Source organism: Segnochrobactrum spirostomi (assembly GCF_009600605.1).
Lineage (GTDB): Bacteria > Pseudomonadota > Alphaproteobacteria > Rhizobiales > Segnochrobactraceae > Segnochrobactrum > Segnochrobactrum spirostomi.
On sequence record NZ_VWNA01000001.1, the window covers coordinates 2178201 to 2203953 of the forward strand.

At 69.8% G+C, this 25753-nt stretch carries 22 protein-coding genes; 7 read left to right on the plus strand and 15 right to left on the minus strand.

Features of this window, described 5'->3' with window-relative positions:
- From F0357_RS09835 to ubiE, 3 genes are all read right to left on the minus strand, one after another.
- The gene (locus F0357_RS09835) at window positions 1–519 is read right to left on the minus strand and encodes a PRC-barrel domain-containing protein (RefSeq protein ID WP_153480455.1); all 519 of its coding nucleotides are present in this window, start codon (window positions 517–519) and stop codon (window positions 1–3) included.
- Between the two features lie 160 nt (window positions 520–679).
- Window positions 680–2269, minus strand: a complete 1590-nt coding sequence (gene ubiB / locus F0357_RS09840; protein ID WP_153480461.1) for a 2-polyprenylphenol 6-hydroxylase — start codon at window positions 2267–2269, stop codon at window positions 680–682.
- A complete protein-coding gene (ubiE, locus tag F0357_RS09845) occupies window positions 2269–3054 on the minus strand; it encodes a bifunctional demethylmenaquinone methyltransferase/2-methoxy-6-polyprenyl-1,4-benzoquinol methylase UbiE (RefSeq protein WP_153480470.1) in 786 nt (261 codons plus the stop codon). The genes ubiB and ubiE overlap by 1 nt, the downstream gene beginning before the upstream one ends.
- Before the next feature lie 141 nt (window positions 3055–3195).
- On the opposite strand from ubiE, the gene mutM reads away from it, so the two are divergent.
- Window positions 3196–4077, plus strand: coding sequence for a bifunctional DNA-formamidopyrimidine glycosylase/DNA-(apurinic or apyrimidinic site) lyase (mutM, locus tag F0357_RS09850; RefSeq protein ID WP_153480472.1), 882 nt, complete (start codon window positions 3196–3198; stop codon window positions 4075–4077).
- A 30-nt stretch (window positions 4078–4107) separates the two neighbouring features.
- Here the strand turns inward: mutM and F0357_RS09855 are convergent, their stop codons facing one another.
- Together F0357_RS09855 and F0357_RS09860 are read right to left on the minus strand one after the other, a co-directional pair.
- Window positions 4108–4665 carry a protease inhibitor Inh/omp19 family protein gene (locus tag F0357_RS09855; RefSeq protein ID WP_153480475.1) on the minus strand — a complete coding sequence of 186 codons (558 nt, stop codon included), beginning with the start codon at window positions 4663–4665 and terminating at the stop codon, window positions 4108–4110.
- A 202-nt stretch (window positions 4666–4867) separates the two neighbouring features.
- Window positions 4868–5299, minus strand: coding sequence for a BA14K family protein (locus F0357_RS09860; protein ID WP_153480478.1), 432 nt, complete (start codon window positions 5297–5299; stop codon window positions 4868–4870).
- Window positions 5300–5505: 206 nt separating this feature from the next.
- On the opposite strand from F0357_RS09860, the gene F0357_RS09865 reads away from it, so the two are divergent.
- Entirely contained in the window at window positions 5506–6129 is a 624-nt protein-coding gene (locus tag F0357_RS09865) for an MBL fold metallo-hydrolase (RefSeq protein WP_153486592.1), read from the plus strand.
- Between the two features lie 33 nt (window positions 6130–6162).
- Here the strand turns inward: F0357_RS09865 and F0357_RS09870 are convergent, their stop codons facing one another.
- On the minus strand, window positions 6163–7293 hold the full coding sequence (locus F0357_RS09870) for a Gfo/Idh/MocA family protein (RefSeq protein WP_153480480.1): 1131 nt from the start codon (window positions 7291–7293) through the stop codon (window positions 6163–6165).
- A 193-nt stretch (window positions 7294–7486) separates the two neighbouring features.
- Here F0357_RS09870 and F0357_RS09875 point away from each other — a divergent pair, with 193 nt between their 5' ends.
- The gene (locus tag F0357_RS09875) at window positions 7487–8269 is read left to right on the plus strand and encodes a sulfite exporter TauE/SafE family protein (protein ID WP_153480482.1); all 783 of its coding nucleotides are present in this window, start codon (window positions 7487–7489) and stop codon (window positions 8267–8269) included.
- Window positions 8270–8610: 341 nt separating this feature from the next.
- Here the strand turns inward: F0357_RS09875 and F0357_RS09880 are convergent, their stop codons facing one another.
- The 4 genes from F0357_RS09880 to F0357_RS09895 form a co-directional block, all read right to left on the minus strand.
- Complete coding sequence (locus F0357_RS09880; RefSeq protein WP_153480483.1) at window positions 8611–10032, minus strand: mannose-1-phosphate guanylyltransferase/mannose-6-phosphate isomerase; 1422 nt, start codon at window positions 10030–10032, stop codon at window positions 8611–8613.
- Between the two features lie 36 nt (window positions 10033–10068).
- Entirely contained in the window at window positions 10069–13440 is a 3372-nt protein-coding gene (locus F0357_RS09885) for a helicase-related protein (protein WP_153480486.1), read from the minus strand.
- A 602-nt stretch (window positions 13441–14042) separates the two neighbouring features.
- Entirely contained in the window at window positions 14043–14375 is a 333-nt protein-coding gene (locus tag F0357_RS09890; RefSeq protein ID WP_153480489.1) for a HigA family addiction module antitoxin, read from the minus strand.
- Window positions 14376–14515: 140 nt separating this feature from the next.
- Window positions 14516–16093: a phytoene desaturase family protein gene (locus F0357_RS09895; RefSeq protein ID WP_153480496.1), complete on the minus strand. Its 1578-nt coding sequence runs from the start codon at window positions 16091–16093 to the stop codon at window positions 14516–14518.
- A gap of 370 nt (window positions 16094–16463) precedes the next feature.
- On the opposite strand from F0357_RS09895, the gene F0357_RS09900 reads away from it, so the two are divergent.
- The 4 genes from F0357_RS09900 (at window position 16464) to F0357_RS09915 (ending at window position 20584) form a co-directional block, all read left to right on the plus strand.
- The gene (locus tag F0357_RS09900) at window positions 16464–17252 is read left to right on the plus strand and encodes a cyclase family protein (protein WP_153480499.1); all 789 of its coding nucleotides are present in this window, start codon (window positions 16464–16466) and stop codon (window positions 17250–17252) included.
- 405 nt (window positions 17253–17657) lie between these two features.
- Window positions 17658–19259: a phytoene desaturase family protein gene (locus F0357_RS09905; protein WP_153480502.1), complete on the plus strand. Its 1602-nt coding sequence runs from the start codon at window positions 17658–17660 to the stop codon at window positions 19257–19259.
- Between the two features lie 135 nt (window positions 19260–19394).
- On the plus strand, window positions 19395–19835 hold the full coding sequence (locus F0357_RS09910) for a MarR family winged helix-turn-helix transcriptional regulator (protein WP_246161625.1): 441 nt from the start codon (window positions 19395–19397) through the stop codon (window positions 19833–19835).
- Between the two features lie 53 nt (window positions 19836–19888).
- The gene (locus tag F0357_RS09915) at window positions 19889–20584 is read left to right on the plus strand and encodes a phosphotransferase (protein ID WP_153480507.1); all 696 of its coding nucleotides are present in this window, start codon (window positions 19889–19891) and stop codon (window positions 20582–20584) included.
- A gap of 17 nt (window positions 20585–20601) precedes the next feature.
- Here F0357_RS09915 and chrA read toward each other — a convergent pair whose 3' ends face one another.
- From chrA to trpS, 5 genes are all read right to left on the minus strand, one after another.
- The gene (chrA, locus tag F0357_RS09920) at window positions 20602–21834 is read right to left on the minus strand and encodes a chromate efflux transporter (RefSeq protein ID WP_153480509.1); all 1233 of its coding nucleotides are present in this window, start codon (window positions 21832–21834) and stop codon (window positions 20602–20604) included.
- A gap of 74 nt (window positions 21835–21908) precedes the next feature.
- On the minus strand, window positions 21909–22598 hold the full coding sequence (gene tsaB / locus F0357_RS09925; protein WP_153480516.1) for a tRNA (adenosine(37)-N6)-threonylcarbamoyltransferase complex dimerization subunit type 1 TsaB: 690 nt from the start codon (window positions 22596–22598) through the stop codon (window positions 21909–21911).
- A 38-nt stretch (window positions 22599–22636) separates the two neighbouring features.
- Window positions 22637–23839: a pyridoxal phosphate-dependent aminotransferase gene (locus tag F0357_RS09930; RefSeq protein WP_153480518.1), complete on the minus strand. Its 1203-nt coding sequence runs from the start codon at window positions 23837–23839 to the stop codon at window positions 22637–22639.
- A 292-nt stretch (window positions 23840–24131) separates the two neighbouring features.
- Complete coding sequence (locus F0357_RS09935; protein WP_153480522.1) at window positions 24132–24485, minus strand: hypothetical protein; 354 nt, start codon at window positions 24483–24485, stop codon at window positions 24132–24134.
- A 192-nt stretch (window positions 24486–24677) separates the two neighbouring features.
- On the minus strand, window positions 24678–25727 hold the full coding sequence (gene trpS, locus F0357_RS09940; RefSeq protein ID WP_153480530.1) for a tryptophan--tRNA ligase: 1050 nt from the start codon (window positions 25725–25727) through the stop codon (window positions 24678–24680).
- Window positions 25728–25753 lie beyond the last annotated feature (26 nt).

Consider the following 25753-nt stretch of genomic DNA (forward strand, 5'->3'; position numbering starts at 1 on the left):
TCAGTCGGGGTTGCTCTGCTTGCGGTCGAGCTCGTCGCGGGTCAGGGCGGCGACCGCCTTATCGCGGCCGGGGGCGATCTCGGTCGGCTTCAGCGCCACGCGGTCGCCCAAGAATCCCATCACGCCGCCCATCTCGACGTGGATCGCCGTCACCTGTCCCGTCGCATCGCGGGAAATGTCGACGACCCTCCCGACCTCCTCGCCGTCGCGGGTGACGAGCGGCTTGCCGATCAGCATCTCGGCATTGTCGGCGAGTTCGTGCTGGGCCGCCGGTTCGCCCGGCTTCAGGGCATCGCGCTCGGCGGCGCTGTGGGTCGGCGTGGTGAAGGCGCCGGAGGGCGGCTGTGCCTTGGGGGCCGCCGGCCCGGCCGCCGCCGCGGCGGCATTGCCGCTGACGGGAGGGTCGAGCGGGACGGCCTCCTCGCCGGTGGCGTTCTGGGCCGCCGCGGCGTGCGGCAGAAGGCCCGCGATCAGGATCGCGAGCACGATTGTGCGGAACATGGCGGACCGGATCGGCATCGTCGCCTCCTCTCCTCGAAACCTCGGCGGTGCCGGTGTCCGGCACGACCGTTCGAAGAAGGAATGCGACGGCCCCGGCAGGGTTCCGGCGGCAGAGCCGACGGCGGTCGGGGCAGGGTGAAGCGCGGGTTAAGCTCGCCGCGACTGTTCGGCCGGCGGATCAGGTCCCGAACACCACCTTGAGCGCGATGGCGAGGAGCGAGAGCGCCCCGACCCACAAGGCGAGCCGGCCCGAGCGGCCGCGGCGCGATTCGGCGGCGGCGAGCGCCTCGAGGCTGCGCTCTTCGAGCACGATTCCCTTCTCGCTCATGTCGGCGAGCGAGGCGGAGATCCGCTCGGCCCGCTCGGCGAGGGTCGGCAGGTCCGAGACGAGCTTGATGAGCGCCCCGAAGCCGCTGCCGGCGCTTTCGAGCCGGCCGGCGGGGCCGAGGCGGCGGGCGATCCAGTCGCCGACGACGGGTTCGGCGGTTCGCCACATGTCGAGATCCGGATCGACCGACCGCGCGACACCCTCCACCACCACCATGGTCTTCTGCAGCATGATGAGCCGCGGCTGGGTGTACATGGCGAACAGCTCGGTCACCTCGAAGAGCTGGGTGAGGAGCCGCGCCATGGAGATTTCCTGGGCGGTGTGGCCGCGGATCGGCTCGCCGATGGCCCGCAGCGCCTGGGCGAACACGTCGACGTCCTGTCCGCGCGGCACGTAGCCCGCCTCGAAATGGACCTCGGCCACCCGGTGGTAATCGCGGCGGATGAAGCCGTAGAGGATCTCGGCGAGGAAGCGCCGCTCGGCGTCGTTGAGACGGCCCATGATGCCGAGATCGAGGGCGACCAGCGTGCCGTTCGGCTCCACCAGGAGGTTGCCCTGGTGCATGTCGGCGTGGAAGAAGCCGTCCCGCACCGCATGGCGCAGGAACGATTGCATGATGGTGTTGGCGAGCTTCACCCGGTCGATGCCGGCGGCATCGATGCGCTCCGCGTCGGAGAGCTTGATGCCGTCGATCCATTCCATCGTCAGCACGGTCTTGGCGGTGCGCCGCCAGTCGACCGAAGGGACCCGGAAGCCCTCGTCTTCGTCCGTGTTCTCCGCCATCTCGGAGAGCGCGGCGGCCTCGAGGCGGAGGTCCATCTCGAGGGTGACCGAGCGGGCGAGCGTATCGACGATGGCGAGCGGGCGCAGCCGCCGCGTCACCGGCAGGAAGCGCTCCACCATGCGGGCGGCGACATAATAGCTTTCGAGATCGCGGGCGAAGCGCACGGCGACGCCGGGCTTCAACACCTTGACCGCGACCTCGCGCTCGGTGCCGTCGGCGTCGCGCACCGTCGCGCGGTGGACCTGGGCGATCGAGGCGGCGGCCACCGCCGGGCCGAATTTGACGAACAGGCTGTCGATCGGGGCGCCGAGCCCCTCTTCGACGGCGGCGCGGATCATCGCGTCGTCCACCGGCGGCACGCGATCCTGGAGCTTGGCGAGCTCGTTCGCCGCGTCCTGGCCGACCACGTCGGGCCGGGTCGCGAGAAACTGGCCGAGCTTCACATAGGACGGCCCGAGCCGGTTGAAGGCCTCGGTGAGCCGCGCGTCGTCCTCGGCACTACGGGCACCGGCGCGCTCGAAGGCGCGCCCGACCCGGAGCGCGAAACGCGCCGCCGGCGGCAGGTCGATCGGCGGGACGAGGGAAAAAACCCCTTCCCGCGCCATCACGTAACCGGCGCGGGCGAGGCGGTAGAGCGGGGCGATCGCGAAGCCCATTAGAGACGGTAGCCCGAATGAATGGCCGCGATGCCGCCGGACAGGAGCCGCCAGGTCACCCGCTCGAAGCCGGCGCGGCGCAGCATGCCGCCGAAGCGTTCGGGATTGGGGAAGGTGCGGATCGATTCGACGAGATAACGGTAAGGTTCGGCATCTCCGGCGACGACGCGGCCGATTTCCGGAATCACGCGGAACGAGAAGAAGTCGTAGAGCTTGTCGAGGCCGGGCACGTCGACGGCCGAGAATTCCAGGCACAGATAGCGCCCGCCCGGCTTCAGCACCCGGTAGGCCTCGGCGATGGCGGCCTCGCGGCGCGGCACGTTGCGCAGGCCGAAGGCGATCGTATAGCTGTCGAAGGTGCCGCTTTCGAACGGCAACGTCTCGGCATTGCCCTCGATGAAGTCGACATCGCCGGAGAGCCGCCGCGTCTCGGCGCGCTCGCGGCCGACGGCGAGCATCTCGGCATTGATGTCGAGCACGGTCGCATGGGCGTGGCCGCGCGCACGCTCGACGATGCGGAACGCGATGTCGCCGGTGCCGCCGGCGACGTCGAGCGCCTCGAAGCGGCCGGGCCCGCGCTGCGGCGGGGCGAGCCACGACACCATGGCGTCCTTCCACAGCCGGTGCAGGCCACCCGACATCAGGTCGTTCATGATGTCGTAGCGGCGCGCCACGCGATGGAACACCGAATCGACGAGGGTCTGCTTCTCATCGAGCGCCACCCGCCGGAAGCCGTATTCGGCATCAAGTCGTTGGCCGTTCGCGCCGTCCGTCATCGTATCCATATCTCCCGGGTCGAAACCCCGTTGCCTCGAAATCCCGATGCGCGGCGACCATAGCCGAAGGGTCCCGTGCACGCTATCGTCCGGGCCGGACCGCGACCCTGCGGCGCGGCCGGTCCTTTTACGCCTGATCCGGTTCCCGAGATGCCCGAGCTTCCCGAAGTCGAAACCGTGCGGCGCGGCCTCGCGCCGGCGATGGAGGGACGCCGCTTCCTCTCCGTGGAGGCGCGCCGGCCGGATCTGCGCTTTCCGTTCCCCGAGCGCTTTCGCGAGCGCCTCGAAGGCCGGCGCGTCGTCTCGCTCGACCGGCGGGCCAAATATCTGCTCGTGCGCACCGACGGTCCGGACGCGCTCCTCATGCATCTCGGCATGTCCGGCTCGTTCCGCGTCGATCAGAGGGGGGAGACGGCGAGCCCCGGCGCCTTCCACATCCCGCGCTCCAAGGCGGCCGCCCACGACCACGTGGTGTTCGACATGGAGGGCGGCGCGCGCATCACCTACAACGACCCGCGCCGCTTCGGGTTCATGATCCTCGCCGACGCGGCCCGGCTCGAGGAGCAGCCGCTGCTGAAAAATCTGGGGGTGGAGCCGACCGGCAACGCGCTCTCGGGAGACCTCATCGCCGCGGCTTTCCGGGGCAAGGCGACCTCCCTCAAGGCGGCGCTGCTCGATCAGACGCTGATCGCCGGGCTCGGCAACATCTATGTCTGCGAGGCGTTGTGGCGCGCCCACCTGTCGCCGCGCCGGCAGGCCGGTACGCTCGCGACCGCGGCAGGCGGGCCGACGGCGCGGGCGACGCGGCTCGCCGAGGCGATCCGGGCCGTCATCGCCGACGCCATCGCGGCGGGCGGGTCGACGTTGCGGGATCATGCGCAGCCGAACGGCGAGCTCGGCTATTTCCAGCACACCTTCGCGGTCTACGACCGCGAGCACGAGCCGTGCCGGACGCCGAATTGCCGGGGAACGGTGCAGCGCATCGTGCAGAACGGGCGGTCGACGTTCTTCTGCCCGGTCTGCCAGCGATGACACGCGAGGATTGCGGTCGGCGCGCCGCGCTCAGCGGCTGACGCTGATCGCCTGGCCGCTCGCCAGACGGCCCTCGAAGCGGTTCGCCGCCGTCGAATAGAGCGTGGCGACCGGAGCGGCCGAGGAATCCTTCAGGGTGATTTCCTTGCCGTTCAGGTCCCAGGCCGAGATGGTCTTGAGAACGTCCGACGAGCAGCCGCGCGTCGAGGCGCGATAGCCACCGCTCCACCCGGTGAGCACCATGAAGAGCTGGCAGCGCGCGCCGCCGGACTCGACGGTCCAGCCACCGATCATGTCGGAGCGCTGCACCGACAGGGCGGCGTCGGCGCTCGGCAGGGCGGCGGGCTGCGCCGGCTGCTGGGCCTCGGGGGTCGGCTCGGGGGGCGGAAGCTGGGTCGTGGCGACCGGCGCGGTCGGCACCGGCTGGAGCGGCTCGGGGGCGGCGGGGCGCGAGGTGCCGAAGGTGGTGCAGCCGGCCGTGGCCATGGCGAGCGCGAGGCACGCGATCGCCGGCGCCTTCAGGACCGAAGCCTTCGAAACCGTGCGGGCCGAAACGGCCCCGACGTGGAACGCGCGACGCCCCTCCATCCCTCATCACTCCTTGCGAGGCCGCAAGCGCAGCCGCCGATCGATATGGCCGAACGATACGGCCCGAATCCGGCGGCATTGGGCAGAAGCCGGACCGCTTCGTCAACGACCCGCTTCGGTGAGCGTTCCCGCTTCGTCGCATTTTTTGCCGCCCGGGGCGTGAGGGACACACCGGGCGGCCACATGATTGCAAGGACGAACCTTACTCGCAGAAATGTTGATAGCCGTCGAAGCCGATATAGGTGCCGTCGTTCGGATTGAACGAGCGGTAGCGCGCCGAACAATAATTGTACCAGGCGGGCGACCACGGCGCCGGCGCGGCGGCTTCGGCGTAGACCGGGGCATAGACCGGAGCCGGCGGGGGCGGCGGGGCGTAGACCGGAGCATAAGCCGGGGCGTAGACGACCGCCGGCGGCGGGGCCGGACCGACCACCGGGCCGTAGGGGCCGTTCGGCGGGGCGTTGAGGGCGGAGCCGAGCAGAACGCCCGCGGCGAGACCCGCGACGCCGGCCGCGACGGCGACGCCGCCATTGTTGTGCCATTGGCCGGCCTGCGCCTCGGTGGTGGGCGCGGCGACGGCAACGGCGGTGGCCAGCGCCGCCGTCAGCATGGCCATTTTCGCAACCCTGATCATTCTCTCGCTCCTCGCGGACATCCCCGTCCGCCTTGTCACCCGTCGCGCCGAAATCGAGGCTTCGACGGGCCGTTCCTTGGGCCTATAAGGAGGCCCGTCCTCGAACCGCAGCCCTCGAGCAGCGGTTCCTTGTTGATGGGATAATCCTATTTTGGGAATGAACCGTGGCTGAACGAAACGACGCCCTCGCCTCTCCGCTTCAGGTGATGGTCATTCCGGTGACGCCGATCGAGCAGAACGCCTCGATCGTGGCCTGTCGCGCCACCGGACGCGCCGCGGTCGTCGACCCGGGCGGCGACGTCGACGTGCTCCTTCAGGCGATCGAGCGGGCCGGTGCGACGGTCGAGAAAATTCTGCTGACCCACGGCCATTTCGACCATGCTGGCGGCGCCGCGGAACTCGCCGAGCGGCTCGGCGGCGTGCCGATCGAGGGGCCGACGGAGAAGGACCAGTTCCTGCTCGACAAGCTCGACACCGCCGGCGGGTCCTACGGCATTGCGGGTCTGCGACCGGTCAAGCCGGACCTCTACCTTGCCGAGGGCGACCGGATCGCGATCGGCGAGCTCGTCTTCGACGTCTATGCCTGCCCCGGCCACACCCCGGGCCATCTCGTCTATGTCGAGCACGGGGCGAAGTTCGTGCTCGCCGGCGACACGCTGTTTGCCGGGACCGTGGGCCGCACCGACTTCTCCTATGGCGACGGGCCGCTTCTCGTCGCCGGCATCAAGCGGGTGCTGATGAGCCTCGGCGACGATTTCACCGTACTGCCGGGCCACGGCTCGGCGACCACCATCGGCCGCGAGCGCGTATCGAACCCCTATCTGCGCTGAGGCGGGGCGGTCGCGCCGCCCCACGCCCGCCCGTCAGGCCGGGACTTTGAGCCACGCCTGGGCGCGCGACGATTCGTAGGCGAGATCGACGAGCTTCTGGATCTCGAAGCCCTCGGCGAAATCCGGCCCGATCATCGGGCCACCGGCCACGGCCGCGAGGAAGTCGCGCACCTCGATCGCCTTCAAGTCGTTGAAGCCGATCTGGTGGCCCGGCGCGACGCAGAAGGCGCCGTAATCGGGATGTTCCGGCCCCGCCATGATGGTGCGGAAGCCGCGCAGGCCCTTCGGGTCGTCGGCGCGGTAGAGCTTCAGCTCGTTGAAGCGCTCCTGGGTGAAGACGAGGCCGCCCTTCGAGCCGTAGATCTCGAAATCGTGCTGCATCTTGCGGCCCGTGGCGATCCAGTTCGCTTCGAGGGAGCCTGTCGCGCCGTTGGCGAAGCGGACGAGAACGCGGGTCGCGTCGTCGACCTCCACCGCGCGGCTGCCGCCGCCGCCGAGCAGGGGACGCTCGTGCACCGCGATCACCGAATCGGCGATGAGCGATTCGATCGGGCCGACCAGATGGCGGGCGGTCGCGAAGATGTGGCTGCCGATGTCGGCGAGGGCACCGCCGCCGCCGGCCGGATCGAGCCGCCAGGTCCAGGGCGCGGCGGCGTCCGCCATGTAGTCCTCGGCGTGGATGCCGCGGAACGAGCGGATCTCGCCGATCTCGCCGCTTGCGATGATCTCCTTGGCGAGCGCCATCATCGGGTTCTTGAGATAATTGAAGCCGACTTGGGTGATCGTGCCGGCGGCGCGGGCGGCCTCGGTCATCTCCAGCGCCTCGGGCGCACGGGGGGCGAGCGGCTTCTCGCAATAGACGTGCTTGCCGGCGGCGATCGCGGCGATCGCCATCTCCCGGTGCAGCACGTTCGGCGTCGTGATGTCGATCACGTCGATCTCGGGATCGGTGAGCAGCGTCCGCCAATCACCCGTGGCGCGGCGGAAGCCGAGGGACCGGCGCGCCCGCTCGGCGGCGGCCTCGTCGATGTCGGCCATCACCGCGAGATCGACCTCGAACGGCAGATCGAACACCCGCGCGGCGGTCGCGAAGCCGAGCGCGTGTGCCTTGCCCATGAAGCCCGAGCCGATCAGGCCGATGCCGATGCGCTTCTTGTCACCCAAGATGGTCTCCTTCCCAGACAGGCCCTTTTCGGTCTCGTACGGACCGATTCGCGGCGCAGAATGAGTCGGCGCGCGACCGCGCGCCAGCACAAAAATGGGAAGGGCGCGCCGCGCGATCGGGCGAAGGGGCCGCGGTTGCCGCCCGCCCTCGGCGTGCCTATGGTGGCGGCTCGCGTCTCGCCGCCGGCTTTCCATGTCCCATTTTCTTCTGAGCCTGCCGGCCGCGCCGGCGATCCTGATCGCCGCGGCCGTCGCGGCGATCGCCGTCGGCCTTTCGAAGGGCGGGTTGCCCGTGGTCGGCATGCTCGGCGTGCCGGTGCTGGCGCTGACGATGCCGCCCTTCACCGCGGCGGCCCTGCTGCTGCCGATCTATGTGCTCACCGACTGGTTCGGGCTGTGGATCTACCGGCACCGGTTCGACCGGCGCAATCTCGCCATCCTGATCCCGGCCTCGATCGCCGGCGTCGGGGTCGGCTGGGCGACCGCTTCGATGGTGTCGGAACGCTGGGTCACCCTCGCGATCGGCCTCTTGGGCCTCGCATATTGTGCGGACGCGTGGCGCAAGGAGATCGGGCGGCGGCGCGGCCGCGAGACCCCGCCGCGTCCGGCCGACGTGCCGCGCGGTATCTTCTGGGGGCTCGTCACCGGGTTCACGAGCTTCGTCTCCCATTCCGGCGGGCCGCCGTTCCAGATCTACGTGCTGCCGCAGAAGCTCGACAAGCTCGCCTTCGCCGGCACCGCGACGATCCTGTTCGCGATCGTCAACGCGGTGAAGCTGGTGCCCTATTGGGTCCTCGGCCAGCTTTCCTTCGCCAACTTGGAAGTCGCGGCCGTGCTGGTTCCGTTCGGCATCGTCGGCACGTTCGCCGGGGCCAAGCTGGTGCGGGTGCTGCCCCAGGCGACTTTCTTCCGCCTGGTCGAACTGGCACTGTTTCTGGTGTCCGCGAAGCTCGTCTGGGATTCCGCGATCGGATGAAGACGCGCGAAAGCCGCCCGGAAATACAGGCGGCTGCCAAATTTCGCCGAGACCGAGTCTCGCGGCGATCAGGTTGTTCGTAAATTTTGGAAGGGAAAGGGCCGTTATCCCGAAGAGAAGACCGTCATCATATGCGGTCTCCTCCTCGGGCGGTCTGGTGTTGCCTTGAGATCGCTCGTCTGGCGATCGGCCTATCGGCCCAAGCGGAGTACATCCGTCCGTCCCGGTTCGGTCGCAAGCGTGACGTTCGCGCAACCGCCGTGGCCAGCAACGACCATGAAGAGCTATATGGGGCGCCGCGCGCCGGCGACAAGGGGCGGCGCGCGTCTTTTTCTCCGGGCTCAGGAGCGGTTGTAGATGTCCTCGAGGCGGACGATGTCATCCTCGCCGAGATAGGAGCCGGTCTGGACCTCGATGAGCTCGAGCGGGATGCGGCCCGGATTGGCGAGCCGATGGAGCTCGCCGAGGGGAATATAGGTCGACTGGTTCTCGTGGAGCTCGAACACACGCTCGCCGACCGTCACCTCGGCGGTGCCGTGAACGACGATCCAGTGCTCGGCGCGGTGGTGATGCTTCTGCAGCGACAGCCGCGCCCCCGGATCGACCACGATCTTCTTGACCCGGAAGCGGCTGCCGAGCAGCGCGGTCTGGTAGGTGCCCCACGGGCGATAGTTCTTGATGTGCTCGGCCGCTTCGCTTCGCTGCTCGGCCTTGAGCGTGGCGACGAGCGCCTTGACGTCCTCGCTGCGCGCGGACGGCATCACCAGCACGGCGTCCTCGGTGGCGATGACCGCGATGTCGTCGAGCCCGAGAGCGGTGACGAGCGGACCTTCCGAGTGGATGTAGGAGTTGCGGCTGTCGACCAATTTCGCCGGGCCGCGGATGACGTTGCCGTCCTCGTTCGCCGTGCCGATCTCTTTCAGAGCCTTCCAGGAGCCGACGTCGGACCACGGGAAGCGGCCCTCGACGACGGCCGCGGCGTGGGTGTGCTCCATCACCGCATAATCGATCGAGAGCGCCGGCGTGCGCTCGAACGCCGCCTTTTCGAGGCGGATGAAGTCGTGGTCGACCTTGCGGCCCTCGACGGCCTCGCGCACCGCGCTCGCGATGGTCGGCTGGAACCGCTCCACCTCGGCGGCGAGCAGTGCGGCCGGGAACAGGAAGTTCCCCGAGTTCCAGAGATAGCCTTCGCTGAGATAACGCTCGGCGGTCTCCTCGTTCGGCTTCTCGACGAAGGCCTCGACCTTCCAGGCGCCGGTGCCGAGCGCCGCGCCGCGGCGGATGTAGCCGTAGCTGGTGCGCGGTCCCGTCGGCTCGATGCCGAACGTGACGATCGCGCCCTTTTCCGCCGCCGCGGCGGCGACGCGGCAGGCCTCGTGGAAGGCCGGCTCGTCGCCGATGACATGATCGGCGGCGAGCGCCAGGATCAGGCAATCCTCGCCATATTCTGCCTGCGCGACGAGGGTGGCGGCGAGCAGCGCGGCGGCGGAATCACGTCGCGCCGGCTCCAGGATGACGCGCGGACGAATGCCGATATCGGTCGCCTGGCGCAGCGCGAAGAAGCGCAGATCGTCGCTCGTCACCACGATGGGCGCCGCGAACTGGTCGCCCTGCTTCACCCGCGTCAGCGTGTCCTGATAGAGGCTGCGGTCCGAGGCGAGCGCGATGAACTGCTTCGGCAGCGTGTCGCGCGAGATCGGCCAGAGCCGCGTGCCGGATCCACCGGCCAGGATGACGGGAACAATCACGCCGGGAAACGACATCGTCTTTTCTCTTATCTACTCAATAAAATCGCGAAATCAGCGGCCGCGCCGCTCGAGATCCGCCTTGAGGGCGGCGAGCGCCGCGAACGGCGAGTTGGGATCGATCGGCTTGTCGGCGCGCGGCCGGTCCTGGCGGTTGCGATCCTGGAAAGACCGATCCTGGTTCGAACGGTTCTGACGCTCGTCCCGGCCGCCCTGCGGACGGTCCCCCTGAGGGCGGTCGCCGCGTTCGGCGTTGCGGTCGCGCCGATCGTCCCGGCGCGGCGGACGTCCGCCCTCGCCGCGCGACTCCTGGTTTGCCGGGCGTTCGCGGCGCTGGCCGTGGGGCGCGCCCTGACCGCCTTCGCCGCCGGCACGCCGGTCCTGCCGCGGGCCGTCGGCGCGGGCTTGGTCCGGACGACCACCGTCTTGCCGGCCGCCCTCCTGCCGACCACCCTCTGGGCGCGGCCGGTCGTAGCGGCGGGCTTGACCATCCCGTCCGCGCTCGCCTTCGGCACGGCGCGGCGGATGACGGCGTCCGCCTTCGCCCTGGCGCCGGTCGCCCCGTCCGCCGGGACGCCACACTTCGACGAGTTCCGGTTCCGCCGGCGCCGCGGCGCCATCGTCGGAAGCCGGTTCGGCTGCGGCGTCTGCCACATCCGCCTGCGCCGCCTCGATCTCGGAGGGCTCTTCGGCCGCCGTCGGCGCTTCGGCGTCGGCCGCGGGCGCGGCCTCCGGGGCCGCGGTCTCGGTCGCGGCCGTCTCTTCGGCCGCCACGCCCTCGGGTGCGGCCTCGTCCGCCGCCACCGCGTCGGCATCGCTCACCGACGCAACCGATTCGGTCGCGTCGACGGTCGCAACGTCGGTCTCGCTCGCCGCGTCCTCGGCGGCCTCCGCAGGTGCCGGGGCCGCTTCGGCGCTCGGCGTCTCCGCCACGAGCGCCTCAACCGGCTTCGCCGGCGCCGGGCGGCGCTCCATACGATAGCCGAGGCCCTTTAGGATCGAGGCGAAATCTTCGCCCGAGCAGCCGACGAGCGACGTCATCCGCACGGTGGGCATGAAGCCGCCGCCGGTCGGATAGGCGCCCTCGGGCGGCGTGCCGCTTTCGGGACCCGGCCGCCAGGCGAGGATCGGGCGGATGATGTCGGCGAGCCGCTCCAGGATGTCGATGCGCACGGCGCGGCCGCCGCAGGCCTTGAAGCCGCAGACGCGGTAGAGATCGACCGGCACCGCCGGATCGACCGGAATGGACGTGCGCCCCGACGCCGAGAGCTGCGGCACCTCGATGAGGCCCGGCACGTCGAAATCGGCGTTCTTGAGCGCCCACAGGGTCGCGAGCAGGCGGCCCGGCGCCGGCTTCAGGAGCGCCGGCACGAACAGATGATAGGCGCCGAAGCGGACGCCGTATTTGCGCAGCACGGCGCGGTCGTTCTGGTCGAGCGCCTTGGCGTCCTCGCTGACGAGCGGGCGCTCCAGGACGCCGAGATGCTCGACGATGCGATAGGCGATGCCGCGGGCGAGGCCGGTGAGATCGGGGGCCTCGAGCAGATCGAACAGCGGCTTCAGAATGGTGCCGAGGTGGCTCGCGATCCAGGTGCGTACCCTGACATCGACCAATTCGCGGCCGGGGCCGGTGAGGTGCTCATCGGCGAGCAGCACGAAGCCCGGCTTCAGCGCGTCCTCGGAGGCGATGAGCTTGGCGATGGCCTCGCCCTGCCAGCGCACGGCGCCATCGGCGGCGAGCACGAAGTCGCCGTCGCCGGCGCGGCCGACGCGCTCCGCCCGCCGCTCGATTTCGCCGGCCAGCGCCTTGGCGGCGGCGGCGCGCAGGGCCTTGCCGTCGGGTCCCTCCCCGCCGGCCGCCGGCACGAAGCGGAAGCCGTGGAGATGGCCGACGTGCTGGCCTTCAACCGTCACGTCGCCGGTCGCGGTGATTTCCGCATCGAGCATCGCATTCTCTCTCAAGCGTCGCATCAGCACGCTGGTCCGCCGATCGACGAAGCGCTGGGTAAGCCGCTCGTGCAAGGCGTCGGACAGCCGATCCTCCACATCGCGGGTGATGCCGCGCCAGTGGTCCGGATCGGAGAGCCAATCTCCACGGTTTGCGACATAAGTCCAGGTTCTAATGTGGGCGATCCGGTTCGATAGGGTGTCGATGTCACCGTCGGTGCGGTCGGCGAAGGCGACTTGCCGCGAAAACCAGTCGTCGGAGACCCAGCCGTCGCGGATCAGGTAGCCGTAGAGCGCCAGAATCAGGTCGGCGTGGTTGGCCGGCGCGATCTTGCGATAATCGGGTACCTGACAGACTTCCCACAGCCGTTCGACCCGGGCGGGCGAGCCGGCGAGGTCGCGGATTTCGGGGTCGCGCATGGCGAAATCGAGCGACACGACGTCGTCGCCCGGCGGCGCCCGCGTCAGCCCCTCTTCCCGTGGCGGCTCGTCGAGCGATTGGCGCAACGCGGTGAGCGAGGCGAAATCGAGCGCCGAACTGCGCCATTGCAGCACCCTGACCGGCGCGAACCGGTGGGATTCGAGCTCCTTGACGAGCTCGTCGTCGAACGGATCGGCCCGGCCGGTGACGCCGAAGGTGCCGTCGCGGGTGTGGCGCCCGGCGCGCCCGGCGATCTGGCCGATCTCGGCCGGATTGAGCAGGCGGTACTGATATCCGTCGAACTTCCGGTTGGAGGCGAACGCGACGTGATCGACGTCGAGATTGAGCCCCATGCCGATGGCGTCGGTGGCGACCAGGAAGTCGACGTCGCCCGCCTGGAACAAATCGACCTGGGCGTTGCGGGTGCGCGGGCTGAGCGAGCCGAGCACCACGGCCGCGCCGCCGCGCTGGCGGCGGATCAGCTCGGCGATGGCGTAGACCTCGCCGGCCGAGAAGGCGACGATCGCTGAGCGCAGCGGCAGACGGGTGATCTTCTTCTGCCCCGAATAGGTGAGCACCGACATCCGCGGCCGGGTGACCACGTTGATGCCGGGGATGAGCTTTTCGAGCAGCGGACGGACGGTGGTGGCGCCGAGCAGCAGCGTCTCGTCGCGGCCGCGCAGCGACAGGATGCGGTCGGTGAAGACCCGGCCGCGTTCAAGGTCGCCGGCGAGCTGCACCTCGTCGATGGCGACGAACGAGACGTCGGTCGTGTCCGGCATCGCCTCCACGGTGCAGACGAAGAAGCGCGGCGACGGCGGCAGCACTTTCTCTTCGCCGGTGATGAGGGCGACGGCGTTGGCGCCGACCCGCTCGGCGACCCGCGTATAGACCTCGCGCGCGAGGAGGCGCAGCGGCAGGCCGATCAACCCGCTCGGGTGGGCGAGCATCCGCTCGATCGCCAGATGCGTCTTGCCCGTATTGGTCGGACCGAGGACGGCGGTGACCGTGCGGGCGCGGATCTGGGGCGGCAGCGGCAGCCTGGGAGAAACAGCCATTGCACTCTTCGTCAGGGGCGCCGGCGGCACCCGGGAGCAAGCGCGGAGAGGCTTAGCACAGCTCGCGCGGCGGCGCGCCACCGAATCGCGCCTCGCAACCACCGCTCGCGGCTTCGCGATGGTTGTGGAGAACGCAGGGGAACGAGTCTCGAACGAATCGGGCCCGAATCGATGACTCGGACAGAATCACGGTATGTTCTCTCGACATCTTGTGTCGGCAGGGCGGAGTGCCACGAAATCCTGAATCGCGGGACCAGCGGAAGGCCGGGACGGCCGGAGTCGGCGCTGGAGAACACGAGTCGCATCAACGACTTCGAGTCAAGCGATTCGAACGGGGCGAGAGGCGCGCCTTCGCGCCGGGGAAGAAATCGCGAACAGTGCGGGTACGAATCGGGAGAATCGAAAAGTTCTCATTTTGATCCTGGAAATTATCCACAGATCAGGCAGCGTCATGCACGTTATTTTTGGGGATATACTTAGATTTAGCAGGAATTCTTTCACGAAGCGTTAAGTGGCGGAGCGCATCGGCGGCGGAAGGTCGGCATTCATCCGATGCATCGCCGATGATGCGTCGATCCGCCCGGCCGTTCCGTCGCACTTGCTCAGGGCGCCGCGCCGTTTGGATCGAGGCGCCGATCGGCGTACGGCGCCACGTCGATGTCGCCCGCCCGTTTGCGCGTCTCGGCGATGTCGTAGCTGTTCTGCATCCGCATCAGGGTCTCCATCGAGACGCCGAACGCCTTTTCGAGACGCAGCGCCATCTCGGGGGAGAGGTTGGCGCGCTCGTTCAGGAGCGCCGACAAGGCGGCCCGGGTGACGCCGAGCACCTCGGCCGCGCGCGTCACCGTGAGCCCCAGCGCCTCGACGATCTCGCTCTTCACGAACCCGCCGGGATGGGCGGGGCTTTTGATGCGGATCCCTTGGGTCGAACCCATGTAGGCCTCTCCACCATTGCCTTATGGACCACGCTCCGGACCTTCATGGCGCGTGATTGTTCTCTGTATAGCATAACGCTACGCTATACGGATCATCGTTGAATGGAGCGTAGGTCTCCGGAAGCCGCAAGCGTCCGCGGCTATCCCTTCGCCGGGCCGGCGAGGGCTTGGGCGAGGAGGAAGCCGGAGCCGGCGCCCGTGCCGGCGCCGGGCCAGGTCGAGGCGCCGCAGAGGTGGAGCCCCTCGACCGGCGTCCGGTAGCGCGACCAGCCCGGCAGGGGGCGGAACAGGAAGTTCTGGTCGAGGTGGTGGCTGCCCGACAGGTTGTCGCCGCCGATGAGGTTGGGGTTCTCCCGCTCGAGATCGCGTGGGGAGAAGACCGCCCTGCCGAGGATCTTGCCGCGCAGGCCGGGCGCGTAGCGCTCGACGAGGTCGAGGACGCGGTCGGCATAGGCGTCCTTGACCGCGTCCCAATCGGTGCCGGCGATCGCCTTGAGCGCGTCGCCACGGATCTCCGCCGGCAGCACCCGGACCTGGAGCCACAGCACGTGCTGGCCGGCGGGGGCGCGGGACGGATCGAGCGCCGTCGGCTGGCCGACCACGACGACCGGTTCGGCCGGCAAAAGCCCCGCCATCGCCTCGGTATAGACCCGGCCCATCGTCGCGAAATCCGGGGCGAGATGGACGTAGGCGAAGCGCTTCAGCTCCTCGCCCGCGCGCCAATCCGGCAGGCCGTCCAGGGCGAGGTGGATCATCATCGTGCCCGGACCGGCGCGGAAGGCGGCGATCTTGCGGTCGAACGCGGCGCGGGCGGGATCGGCGGCGAGGAGACGGCCGAACACCAGCTTCGGATGAACGTTGGCGACGACGGCCCGGGTCGCGGCGATGCGGCGGCCGTCGGCGAGCACGACCCCTGCGGCGCGGCCGCCCGAGACCTCGATGCGCTCGACGGCCGTGCCGGTCAGCACCTCGCCGCCCGAGGCTTTCAGGAGGTTCACCATCGCCCGGATAATGACGTCCGCGCCGCCGGCGCCGATGGTCATGCCGAAGGCTTGGTTCACCATCGATTCGAGATAGGGGAAGAGCGCGCCGCCGGCGACGTCCGGCGAGAAGTCGAGGTGGAGGCCCCAGGAGGCCATCATCGCCTTGACCTTCTCGCTCTCGAAGCGGGCGTCGAGCCAGTCGCGCGGCGAGGCGGTCAGCATCCGCCCGGTTTCGAGCAGCCACGGCAGGCCCTTCGCGCGCCACGCCTTCCAGGCGATCTTGGCGGTCTGCCACGACGGCATCGGCGCGCCGAGCAGGGCGAAGATGTGCGGCGCGTCGCCGCCGAATTCGGCGAACAGCGCCTTCCACGCCTCGGCGTCCGCCGCCGACACGCCGGCGAACCGCGCGGTCGTCATGTCGAGCGATTGGCTCACGCCGAGGAAGGTGCCGTCGGGGAACGGGCTCGCGAAGGCGTCCGTGGTGTGGGCGAAGGCGAGGCCGTGGGCGGCGAGGCGGTCCTTGTAGACCGCGTGGAACGGGGAGCCGGCGAACATGCCGAGATTCATCGCCGCGAGGTCGTGCCGGAAGCCGGGCAGCGTCACCTCGCGCGTCTTCACCGCGCCGCCGGGCTCGGCGTTGCCCTCGACGACGGTGACGCTCCAGCCCTTGGCCGCGAGATGCACCGCCGCCGCGAGCCCGTTGACGCCCGCACCGATCACGACCGCATCGACCATCGCTCTCTCCGTTCCCCTGCGCCGTTCGGCGTCTCGCCCATCATAGTCTCGAATGCATGGACCTTGTCCATCGCTTCGAGGCGGTTCGCGTCGGTCGCGAAGGCGGCGGCGCGATCGATATCGCCGGGTGCCGGTCGCCTCCGTTTCCGAAGAAATCTGCCGTTTGCCGGGCAAGGATCGCGGCCGGCGCGCGCATCCGGACGACCGCCCGCGTCTCACCGCGGAGCCCGCGCCGCGGCGGGGCGGTGCGGCAGATGCTTGCGTTCTCATATTTCCGTCCTAGGATGAGCGCACCGCGCCGGCGGGCGACGAGGGCGGCAGGAGACCGCCCGGGCCCGGCGGCATCCGTCCGCACAGGGGAACGTCTCGCATGTCCGCTCAGGAAATCCTTTCGAACGTCGCCACCGCCCTCGCCGGCGGCGGCATCAAGGTCGTCGACCTCGCCGCCCCGCTCGGCCCCGACACCCCGATCCTCTATCTGCCCCCGGAGATCGGCAAGAACACCCCGAAGGTCGAGGTCCACACGATCTCCCATTACGACCAGGACGGCCCCTATTGGGCGTGGAACTGGATGGTGCTCGGCGAGCACACCGGCACCCACTTCGACGCCCCGGCGCACTGGATCACCGGCAAGGACAACACGGACAACACCACCGATACGATCCCGCCGCAGAACTTCGTCGCCCCGGCGAACGTCATCGATTGCAGCGCCGAGGTCGCGGCGAATCCGGACTTCCTGCTCACCGTCGACGCGGTGAAGGCGTGGGAAGCCAAGCACGGCGCCATCGAGCCCGGCTCCTGGGTGCTGATGCGCACCGACTGGTACCACCGCAACACCGACGCGGCCGCCTTCCTCAACGCCGACGCCAACGGCCCGCACTCCCCCGGCCCGACGCCGGAGGTCATCGAGTACATCCTCTCGAAGGGCGTGATCGGCTGGGGCGTCGAGACGGTCGGCACCGATGCCGGTGCGGCCGCGGGTTTCAACCCGCCGTTCCCGGCCCACAACCTGATGCACAAGGCGAACCGCTACGGCCTCGCGAGCCTCGTCAATCTCGACAAGCTGCCGCCGAAGGGCGCGATCCTGATCGCCGCGCCGCTGAAGTTCGTGCAGGGCACCGGCAGCCCGGTGCGCGTGTTGGCCCTCGTCGCCGGCTGACGCCGCGCGCTCCGACGTACGCCGCAATTACTCCTCTCTCCGTCGTCATTCCCGGGCTTGTCCCGGGAATCTAGGGCGGCGAGCATCGCGTTCGCGGCTCCTGGGTCCCGGGACAAGCCCGGGGATGACCACGGTGAGGGTGTTCTCTGCCGCGTCAGCGAGGCGTTCGCCGACGGTGATGGCCGAGGTTCGATATCCCGGATTGCGGCGACCCGGCAGGAGTTGACGACGGAGAGGGACATCCTCCGTCGGCACCCGCCGCGGCGACGGGGCCCTGAACGCCGACAGATGAAGCGGGGACCGAGTGGCGGCGGACCTCGTTCCATTCCGTCCCGTGCGGTGGCGCCGTCCGCCTGCCGTGCCCGTACCGCCCGCCGCCTTTGAGCCCGAACGGGAGACGCTTCGATGAGCGGACACACCGCCTCTTCCTCCGGCGCCGATTACGTGATCGTCGGCAGCGGCATCAACGCCCTCGTCGCCGCCGCGATGCTCGGCCGCAAGGGCCGCAAGGTCGTCCTGCTCGAGCGCAACGACCGCATCGGCGGCTGCCTCCGCACCGAGGAGGTGACGGCGCCGGGCTTCGTCCACGACGTGATGGCGACCACCTTCGTGCTCTTCATCACCTCGCCGGCTTATGCGGCGCTCGGCAAGGACCTGGAGGCCCGCGGCCTCGCCTTCTGCCACTCCCCGACCCCGACCGGCGTGCTCCTGCCCGATGGCCGCCATGCCGTGCTGGCGATGGACCGCGCCCGCAACGTCGCCGCTTTCGAGGCGCTGGCGGTCGGCGACGGCAAGGCCTTCGACCGCACCATGCAGCGGCTCGGCGCCGATGCGCCGTTCCTGTTCGCCCTGCTCGGCGGGTCGCTCTGGTCGGGCGCGATGGTCAAGACGGTCCTCAAGGAAGCCTGGCGCCGCGGTCCCCGCGCCCTCGCGCGCTTCTTCGGCGAGGCGCTGGAGCCCGCCCGCGGCCATCTCGAAAGCACCTACGGCTCCGAGGTCACGCGGGCGCTGTGGGCGCCGTGGGTGCTGCATTGCGGCCTCGGACCCGAAAGCGCCTATTCGGCCGAGATGGTCAAGGTGATCGGCTTCGCCGTCGAGGCGGCCGGCTGCCCGATCGTGAAGGGCGGAGCGAAGACCTTCCTCGCCGCCTTCGAGCGCCTCATCATCGACCAGGGCGGCACCATCCTCACCGGGGCCGACGTCGTCGCGATCGAGCGCGGCGCCGGCGGCCGGGCGACCGGCGTGCGCACCGCCGACGGCCGCCGGTTCGCGGCGAGCCGGGGCGTGATCGCCTCGACCGCGCCGAAGCAGCTTTACCAAGGCCTGCTCGGCGGCGCAGACCTCCCCGAGACGGTGCGCGACGACCTCCAGGGCTTCCGCCACGGCAAGGGCAACCTCCAGGTCCATTATGCCCTGTCGCGGCCGCCGCGCTGGCGTGACGGCGATCTCGGCGGCGTCGCCCTGCTCCATCTGACGCCCGGTCTCGACGGCGTGTCGCGGGCCGCGAACGAGGCCGAACGCGGCCTCCTGCCGGCGGTTCCGACCATCTGCGTCGGCCAGCCGACCGCGCTCGATCCGAGCCGGGCGCCGGAGGGTCAGGCGATCCTGTGGCTGCAATTGCCCGAGGCGCCGCGGGTGCTCAAGGGCGACGCGGCCGGCGAGATCGCCGTCGATCCCGCCGCCGGCTGGACCGAGGCGGTGCGCGAGGCCTATGCCGACCGCATCGAGGCGATCCTCGCCCGCCACATCGAGGATTTCGCCGCGACCAAGATCGCCCGGCGCGTGTTCTCCCCGGCCGATCTCGAAGCCCTCAACGTCAATCTCGTCGGCGGCGATCCCTATGGCGGGGCCTGCGGGCTCGACCAATTCTTCCTGTGGCGGCCGCTCAAGGGCTCGGTGAACCACCGCACCTTCGTGCCCGGCCTCTATCATATCGGCGCGTCGACCCACCCGGGTCCGGGCCTCGGCGGCGGATCGGGCTTCCTGCTCGCCCAGTCGCTCGCGTAGAGGTCCGGCATGGCGAACGACGACGAGATCCCGAACGGAGACGCCGGACTGTCCGACGCCGAGGCGGCCGAAGCACGCCTCGGCGACCGCTTCCGCACCGGCGTGCTGCACCGGGCCGGCGGCGAGCGGCCCAGCATGGGCGAGATCGGCCTCAACCAGTTCGCGCCCTACCTGATGAACCGCATCATGGCGCGCTGGAACCTCAACATGGCCGAGGCGCTCAAGGCCCACGACCTGACGACGGCCAAGATGCGGGCGCTCACCGTGCTCTCGGTGTCGTCCGGGCTCACCATCAACGAGCTCTCGGTCTTCGCCGTCACCGAGCAATCGACCATGAGCCGCACCCTCGATTCGCTCGAGGAGCAGGGCTATGTGCGCCGCCGCCAGCGCCCGGACGACATGCGGGTGCGCGAGGTCAGCCTGACCGAAGCCGGCCGCGACGCCTTCGCGGCGATCTGGCCGATGCTCTACGACATGTTCGACCGGCTGTTCGACGACGTCGACGAGGACGAGTTCCAGGCCTTCGCCGGCACCCTGCACAAGCTTCTGCGCAACATCCGCAAGCACGACATCTGACGGCCGAAGACACGCCGCGGCTCTTCCGGCGTCGGCCCCACCGGAACGATATGATGGAGTCTGCGCCTGAAACACCGTTGTTGGGCGGCCGCGTCACGGCGGGTGTCGTGCGGGTCGGAGGCACGGTGCGCAGGCCGAAATCTGCCAACTCCGACTTCGTCAGCCGGCTGTTGCTGTATCTGGAGCGCCGAGGCTTCAACGCAGCCCCGTCCTTCTTGGGAACGGATGAAAAAGGACGGGATGTCCTCTCCTTCATCGAGGGTGACGTTCCCGCTGAGCTCGGGTGGCATGACGACGAAGCGCTCGCCGACGCGGCCGTTCTCATCCGGAATTTTCACGATATCGGCGAGGGCTTCATCCCGGCCGACGCGGCTCCGTCCGGGAATGCGGAGACCGTCTGCCACAATGATCTTTCGCCCTGCAACTTCGTGTTCAGAGAGGGCAGACCGATTGCGCTGATCGATTTCGACGTGGCAGCGCCGGGGGCTAGGGTAGATGACCTCGCCTATGCGGCGTGGCTTTGGCTCGACCTGGGTTCGAACGATATTTCCCCTGCGGAACAGCGGCGCCGGCTAGCGCTCTTCGTGGGTGCCTATGGTCCGGTGGATCAGGAGCGCTTGGTTCCGGCGATCCTGAGGCGGCAGGCGCTTCTCATCGCCGAGGGCAAGCGCAAGGGCGATCGCCCCATGGTCCGATGGGCTGAGCAATGCTCGCACTGGACCCGTCGGCATCTCCACACTCCTCGATGAGACGTCTGATCGTTCGTTCACGCCGCGCCGAGGATACCCGCGGCGGCGGCGAGCACGACGACGAGCCAGGGCGGCGCCTTCCACAAAACCAGGAGCCCGAACCCGGCGAGCGCCACGGCGGCGTCGCGCGGGCCGTGGACGGCGCTCGTCCACAACGGGTCGTAGAGGGCGGCGGCGAGCAGCCCCACGACGGCCGCGTTGACGCCCGAGAGTGCCGTGCGGGCGGCCGTGTTCTGCCGCAGGCCGTGCCAGAACGGCAGCGCCGCGGTGACCAGGAGGAGGCCGGGCAGTGAGATTGCGACGAGGGCGATCAGGCCGCCAGTGATTCCGTTCGGCAGCGGGCCTTCGGCGGCGCCGAGGAAGGCCGCGAAGGTGAAGAGCGGCCCCGGCAACGCCTGGGCGATGCCGTAGCCGGCGAGGAAGGTCCCCGGCGCGACCCAGCCTCTGTCGACGACGGACGCCTGGAGCAGCGGCAGGATGACGTGGCCGCCGCCGAACACGAGGGCGCCGGCGTGATAGAAGGCGGCGAAAAGATCCGCCCCATGGCCGAGGCTTCCCCGCAGCAGCGCCGGCAGCGCGAAGACGGCCGCGAACAGCAGAAGGGCGATCAGGCCGATGCGCCGCGGCAGGTGGGGAAAGCCGCTTTCCGCCGCGATGCTCTCGGCCGCCTTGGTCCAACCCGCGGTGCGGCCGGCGGCGCGGAGGCCGAGGGCGATCAGGGCGGCGAGGGCGATCGCGCCGATCTGGGCGAACGGGCCGGCGGTCAGCACGAGGACGGCCGCGGCGATCGCGATGGTGCCGCGCGCCGCGTCGGGTGCGAGCGCCCGCGCCATGCCGAGCACCGCCTGCCCCACCACCGCGACCGCGACGAGCTTCAAGCCGTGGAGAAGGCCGGTCGCGAGCGGTCCCTCGAAGCGGGTGGCGAAGCCGGCGGCCGCGAGCATCAAGACCGCCGACGGCCAGGTGAAGCCGAGCCAGGCGGCGAGGCCGCCCAGCGTCCCGCGTTGCGACAGGCCGATGGCGAAGCCGAGCTGGCTCGACGCCGGGCCGGGCAGGAACTGGCAGAGGCCGAGCAGGTCGGCGAAGGCCGTCTCGTCGAGCCAGCGCCGCCGCACCACGAAGGCGTCGCGGAAATAACCGAGATGGGCGTTCGGCCCGCCGAAGGCGGTGAGGCCGAGCCGGGTGAAGACGAGGAACAGCGCGAGGACGGAGAGGCGCGGAAGCGCCGGACCGGGGGCGTCGTGGCTCATCGCGGCGCTCCGAGGGACAGGGATCGGCACGCTACACGGCCGCGCGCACGGCGTCACCGGCAGGGATCGGCCCCTCAGGCGGGGCGGGCGCGCAGCGTGTTCGGCGCCGCCGGCTTGGCGTCGGGCGGGCGCAGATAAAGCGGCTCGGGCGGGTGGCTCGCGGGATCGGCGGCGGCGCCGAGCCGGCCGAGCACGCCGACATCGAGCGGCGAGACGGTCGGGGTGGGATGATCGGCATGGGCCTGCGCGGTGCAGTAGCCGGCGATCAGGGGCGCACCGGAGCCGGCGAGGATCGCGCCCGGCGCGAGCCGCGTCGCCACCACGTCGACCGGGAGCAGCGCCGGCGCGTCGATAGGAAGGCCGGCTTCGTTGAAGCTCTGGGCGTAGACGAGGCCGCGGCGGGCATCGATGGCGGCGGTGACGGGGCAGGGAATCGCTCCCCGCGCGCTCGCGGCGAGCACGGCCAGCGTGGTGATGCCGACCACGGGAATGCCGAGGGCGAGGCCGAGGCCGCGGGCGGTCGAGAGCGCGATGCGCACGCCGGTGAAGCTGCCCGGCCCGATGGTGACGGCGATGCGGTCGAGCGCCGAGACGTCGATCTCCGCCTCGCCGAGCACGGCGGCGACGAGATCCATCAGCCGCTCGGCGTGGCCCGTCGCGCCGGGTTCGGTCGCGACCGCGAGGCGCTCGGCGCTGCCGTCAGCCGTCACTAGGGCGGCGGCGGACACGGCGTCGAGGGCGGAATCGAGGGCGAGGAGCTTCATGGGGAAGGCGGCGGCCGGTCGCCCGGCCGCCGATCGTCTCAGCGCAGGTTGCCGCAGAAGCGCTGGATGCGCCGGCCGGCTTCCTCCAGCGCTTCCGTGGCGGTCGCGTAGGAGATGCGGAAATGCGGGCCGAGGCCGAAGGCCGAGCCCTGCACCACCGCCACGCCCTCGGTCTCTAGGAGTTCGGCGACGAAATCGTCGTCGGAGCCGATCGTGCGGCCCGACGGTGCGGTCTTTCCGATGGTGCCGGCGCACGACGGGAACACGTAGAACGCGCCTTCGGGCTTCGGGCAGACGATGCCGGAGGCCTGGTTCAGCATCGAGACGACGAGGTCGCGGCGCTTGGCGAACAGCTCGGCATTCTTCGGGATGAAGTCCTGCGGCCCGTTCAGGGCCTCCACCGCCGCCCATTGCGAGATCGACGACGGGTTGGTGGTCGACTGGCCCTGGATCTTGCCCATCGCCTTGATGAGGATTTCCGGGCCCGCCGCGTAGCCGATGCGCCAGCCGGTCATGGCATAGGCCTTGGAGACGCCGTTGACGGTCAGCGTGCGCTCCTTCAGTGCCGGCTCCACCTCGGCCGGGGTGGTGAAGACGAAGCCGTCGAACACCAAGTGCTCGTACATGTCGTCGGTCATCACCCAGACGTGGGGGTGGCGCACCAGAACGTCGGTCAGCGCCTTGACCTCTTCGCGGGTGTAGGCGGCGCCGGTCGGGTTCGACGGCGAGTTGAACACCACCCACTTGGTCTTCGGCGTGATCGCGGCCTCGAGGGCGGCGGCGCTGACCTTGAAGCCGGTCGAGGCGTCGGCGGTGACGATCACCGGGGTGCCGCCCGCGAGCAGCACCATCTCCGGATAGCTCACCCAATAGGGCGCGAGCACGATGACCTCGTCGCCGGGGTTCAGCGTCGCCATCAGGGCGTTGTAGAGCACCTGCTTGCCGCCGTTCGAGACGGTGATCTCGCTCGGCTTGTAGTCGAGGTTGTTCTCGCGGCGGAATTTCTCGACGATCGCGGCCTTGAGCTCGGGAATGCCGTCTACGGCGGTGTACTTGGTCCGGCCCTCGCGGATTGCGCGGATGCCGGCTTCCTTGATGTTCTCCGGCGTGTCGAAATCCGGCTCGCCCGCGCCGAGGCCGATCACGTCGCGCCCGGCGCGCTTGAGTTCGGCGGCCTTGTTCGTGACCGCCAGGGTGGCGGACGGCTTGATGCGGGACAAAGCGTCGGCGATGAAGGCCATCGGTCTCTCCTCAGGACGCGGAACCGCGCCGTGCGGTCCGCGGACACGCGGCCCGCGCCTCTCGTTCGGCCGCGGGCTTTCACGTCATGGTGCGAGCCGGCCTGTCGACCGCGCCGAATTTCGTCCGTTCGGAGGAAGGGGCGCCGCGCTTGCCGCTCGGCTGCTGTCACTAGAACATTTCCCCCGCGGGCGAAACCGTCCGCAGGGCGAAAGCGCCGCCGTCAGGCGACTTTCGAATCGTTGGCGAGATCGCCTCGATCGCGCGCCCGTCAGGCGGGACGCGCAGGCGCGATCAGAACTGGATCTGGCCCGGCGCCACGTTGGCGTGCTCTTCGTCGATCCAGCCGGTCGGCGCGGTGCTGTTGTCGACCATCGGCAGCGGGGCGACCCAGGAATAGGGCGAGCCGAGCATCTCGTTCGCCGGCGCCGAGGTCATCGGGCTGCCTTCCTGCATGTAGACGCCCGGCAGGCCGTTGTAGGGGCCGTTGTAGGGACCCGTCGGCTTCGTGATCGTCACTTCCGGCGAGCCGGATTTCGCCTGCTGCGCCGATGCTCCCGCCGCATTCAGGGCCACGATCGCGGTCGCGAGCGCGCCCGTCAAAAGGGCGTGGCGCGGCGCGAGGGCGCGGGAAAGAGCGGTACGCATTGATCACCTCCGTCAATCGCCGGCTCGCGCATCCGGGCGACGGACACGGCACCAGCCCCGGGGCACAGCTTATAGCAAAATAGATGAACGAAAAACGAGCGTCGCCGTGCGGAAATTCCAGGCTGTTGCACGGGGGCCATGCCGCGACGAGGCGGCACACCCCCGGAACCCCTGGTTCCGAGGGTCGCGCGATCAGCCTTTCCGCCGCGTCGCGAGGAGCCCGACGATCTCCTTCACTTGCGCGATCACCGGCGCGGCGATCGCTTCGGCGCGCTCCGCGCCGTCGGCGAGCACCGAATCGATGTAGCCGGGATCGGCGTTGAGACGGCGCATCTCGCCGGCGATCGGAGCGAGCTTCTCGACCGCGAGCTCGGCGAGCGCCGGCTTGAAGGCGGAGAATTGCGAGCCGCCGTGATCGCGCAGCACGTCTTCCTTGGTGATGTCGGCGAGCGCGGCATAGATGCCGACGAGGTTGTCGGCCTCCGGGCGGCCTTCGAGGCCCTTGAGTTCGCTCGGCAGCGCCTCGGGATCGGTCTTCGCCTTGCGGATCTTGAGCGCGATCGTCTCGGCGTCGTCGATCAGGTTGATGCGCGAATAATCGGACGGGTCCGACTTCGACATCTTCTTGGCGCCCTCGCGCAGCGACATCACCCGCGTCGCCGGGCCCTGGATCAGCGGCTCGGTGAGCGGGAAATACGCCTCGCCGTGGCCGAGCGCGGCGATGCGCTCGGCGAAGTCGTTGTTGAACTTCTGCGCGATGTCGCGGGTCAGCTCGAGGTGCTGCTTCTGGTCGTCGCCGACCGGCACGTGGGTCGCGCGGTAGACCAGGATGTCGGCCGCCATCAGGTTCGGATAGGCGAACAGGCCGACGGAGGCGTTCTCCTTGTCCTTGCCGGCCTTCTCCTTGAACTGGGTCATCCGGTTGAGCCAGCCCATGCGGGCGACGCAATTGAACACCCAGGCGAGCTCGGCGTGGGCCGAAACCTGGCTCTGGTTGAAGACGATGTGGGCCTTCGGATCGATGCCGGCGGCGAGGAAGGCGGCGGTGACCTCGCGGATCGCCTTCGTCAGCTCCTCGGGCTCCTGCCAGACGGTGATGGCGTGGAGATCGACCACGCAATAGATGCAGTCGTGGGTGTCCTGAAGGGCGACGAACCGCTTCAGGGCGCCGAGATAGTTGCCGAGATGGAGGTTCCCCGTCGGCTGGACGCCGGAGAACACGCGGGGGGCGAAGCTGGTCATGGCGAGGCTCGCGGACTGCCCGAAGG

Coding starts and splice junctions, on each gene's coding strand:
- F0357_RS09835 (WP_153480455.1), bottom strand. CDS start 519: ATGCCGATCCGGTCCGCCATGTTCCGCACAATCGTGCTCGCGATCCTG.
- ubiB (WP_153480461.1), bottom strand. CDS start 2,269: ATGGGCTTCGCGATCGCCCCGCTCTACCGCCTCGCCCGCGCCGGTTAC.
- ubiE (WP_153480470.1), bottom strand. CDS start 3,054: ATGGATACGATGACGGACGGCGCGAACGGCCAACGACTTGATGCCGAA.
- mutM (WP_153480472.1), top strand. CDS start 3,196: ATGCCCGAGCTTCCCGAAGTCGAAACCGTGCGGCGCGGCCTCGCGCCG.
- F0357_RS09855 (WP_153480475.1), bottom strand. CDS start 4,665: ATGGAGGGGCGTCGCGCGTTCCACGTCGGGGCCGTTTCGGCCCGCACG.
- F0357_RS09860 (WP_153480478.1), bottom strand. CDS start 5,299: ATGATCAGGGTTGCGAAAATGGCCATGCTGACGGCGGCGCTGGCCACC.
- F0357_RS09865 (WP_153486592.1), top strand. CDS start 5,506: ATGGTCATTCCGGTGACGCCGATCGAGCAGAACGCCTCGATCGTGGCC.
- F0357_RS09875 (WP_153480482.1), top strand. CDS start 7,487: ATGTCCCATTTTCTTCTGAGCCTGCCGGCCGCGCCGGCGATCCTGATC.
- F0357_RS09880 (WP_153480483.1), bottom strand. CDS start 10,032: ATGTCGTTTCCCGGCGTGATTGTTCCCGTCATCCTGGCCGGTGGATCC.
- F0357_RS09885 (WP_153480486.1), bottom strand. CDS start 13,440: ATGGCTGTTTCTCCCAGGCTGCCGCTGCCGCCCCAGATCCGCGCCCGC.
- F0357_RS09890 (WP_153480489.1), bottom strand. CDS start 14,375: ATGGGTTCGACCCAAGGGATCCGCATCAAAAGCCCCGCCCATCCCGGC.
- F0357_RS09895 (WP_153480496.1), bottom strand. CDS start 16,093: ATGGTCGATGCGGTCGTGATCGGTGCGGGCGTCAACGGGCTCGCGGCG.
- F0357_RS09900 (WP_153480499.1), top strand. CDS start 16,464: ATGTCCGCTCAGGAAATCCTTTCGAACGTCGCCACCGCCCTCGCCGGC.
- F0357_RS09905 (WP_153480502.1), top strand. CDS start 17,658: ATGAGCGGACACACCGCCTCTTCCTCCGGCGCCGATTACGTGATCGTC.
- F0357_RS09910 (WP_246161625.1), top strand. CDS start 19,395: ATGGGCGAGATCGGCCTCAACCAGTTCGCGCCCTACCTGATGAACCGC.
- F0357_RS09915 (WP_153480507.1), top strand. CDS start 19,889: ATGGAGTCTGCGCCTGAAACACCGTTGTTGGGCGGCCGCGTCACGGCG.
- chrA (WP_153480509.1), bottom strand. CDS start 21,834: ATGAGCCACGACGCCCCCGGTCCGGCGCTTCCGCGCCTCTCCGTCCTC.
- tsaB (WP_153480516.1), bottom strand. CDS start 22,598: ATGAAGCTCCTCGCCCTCGATTCCGCCCTCGACGCCGTGTCCGCCGCC.
- F0357_RS09930 (WP_153480518.1), bottom strand. CDS start 23,839: ATGGCCTTCATCGCCGACGCTTTGTCCCGCATCAAGCCGTCCGCCACC.
- F0357_RS09935 (WP_153480522.1), bottom strand. CDS start 24,485: ATGCGTACCGCTCTTTCCCGCGCCCTCGCGCCGCGCCACGCCCTTTTG.
- trpS (WP_153480530.1), bottom strand. CDS start 25,727: ATGACCAGCTTCGCCCCCCGCGTGTTCTCCGGCGTCCAGCCGACGGGG.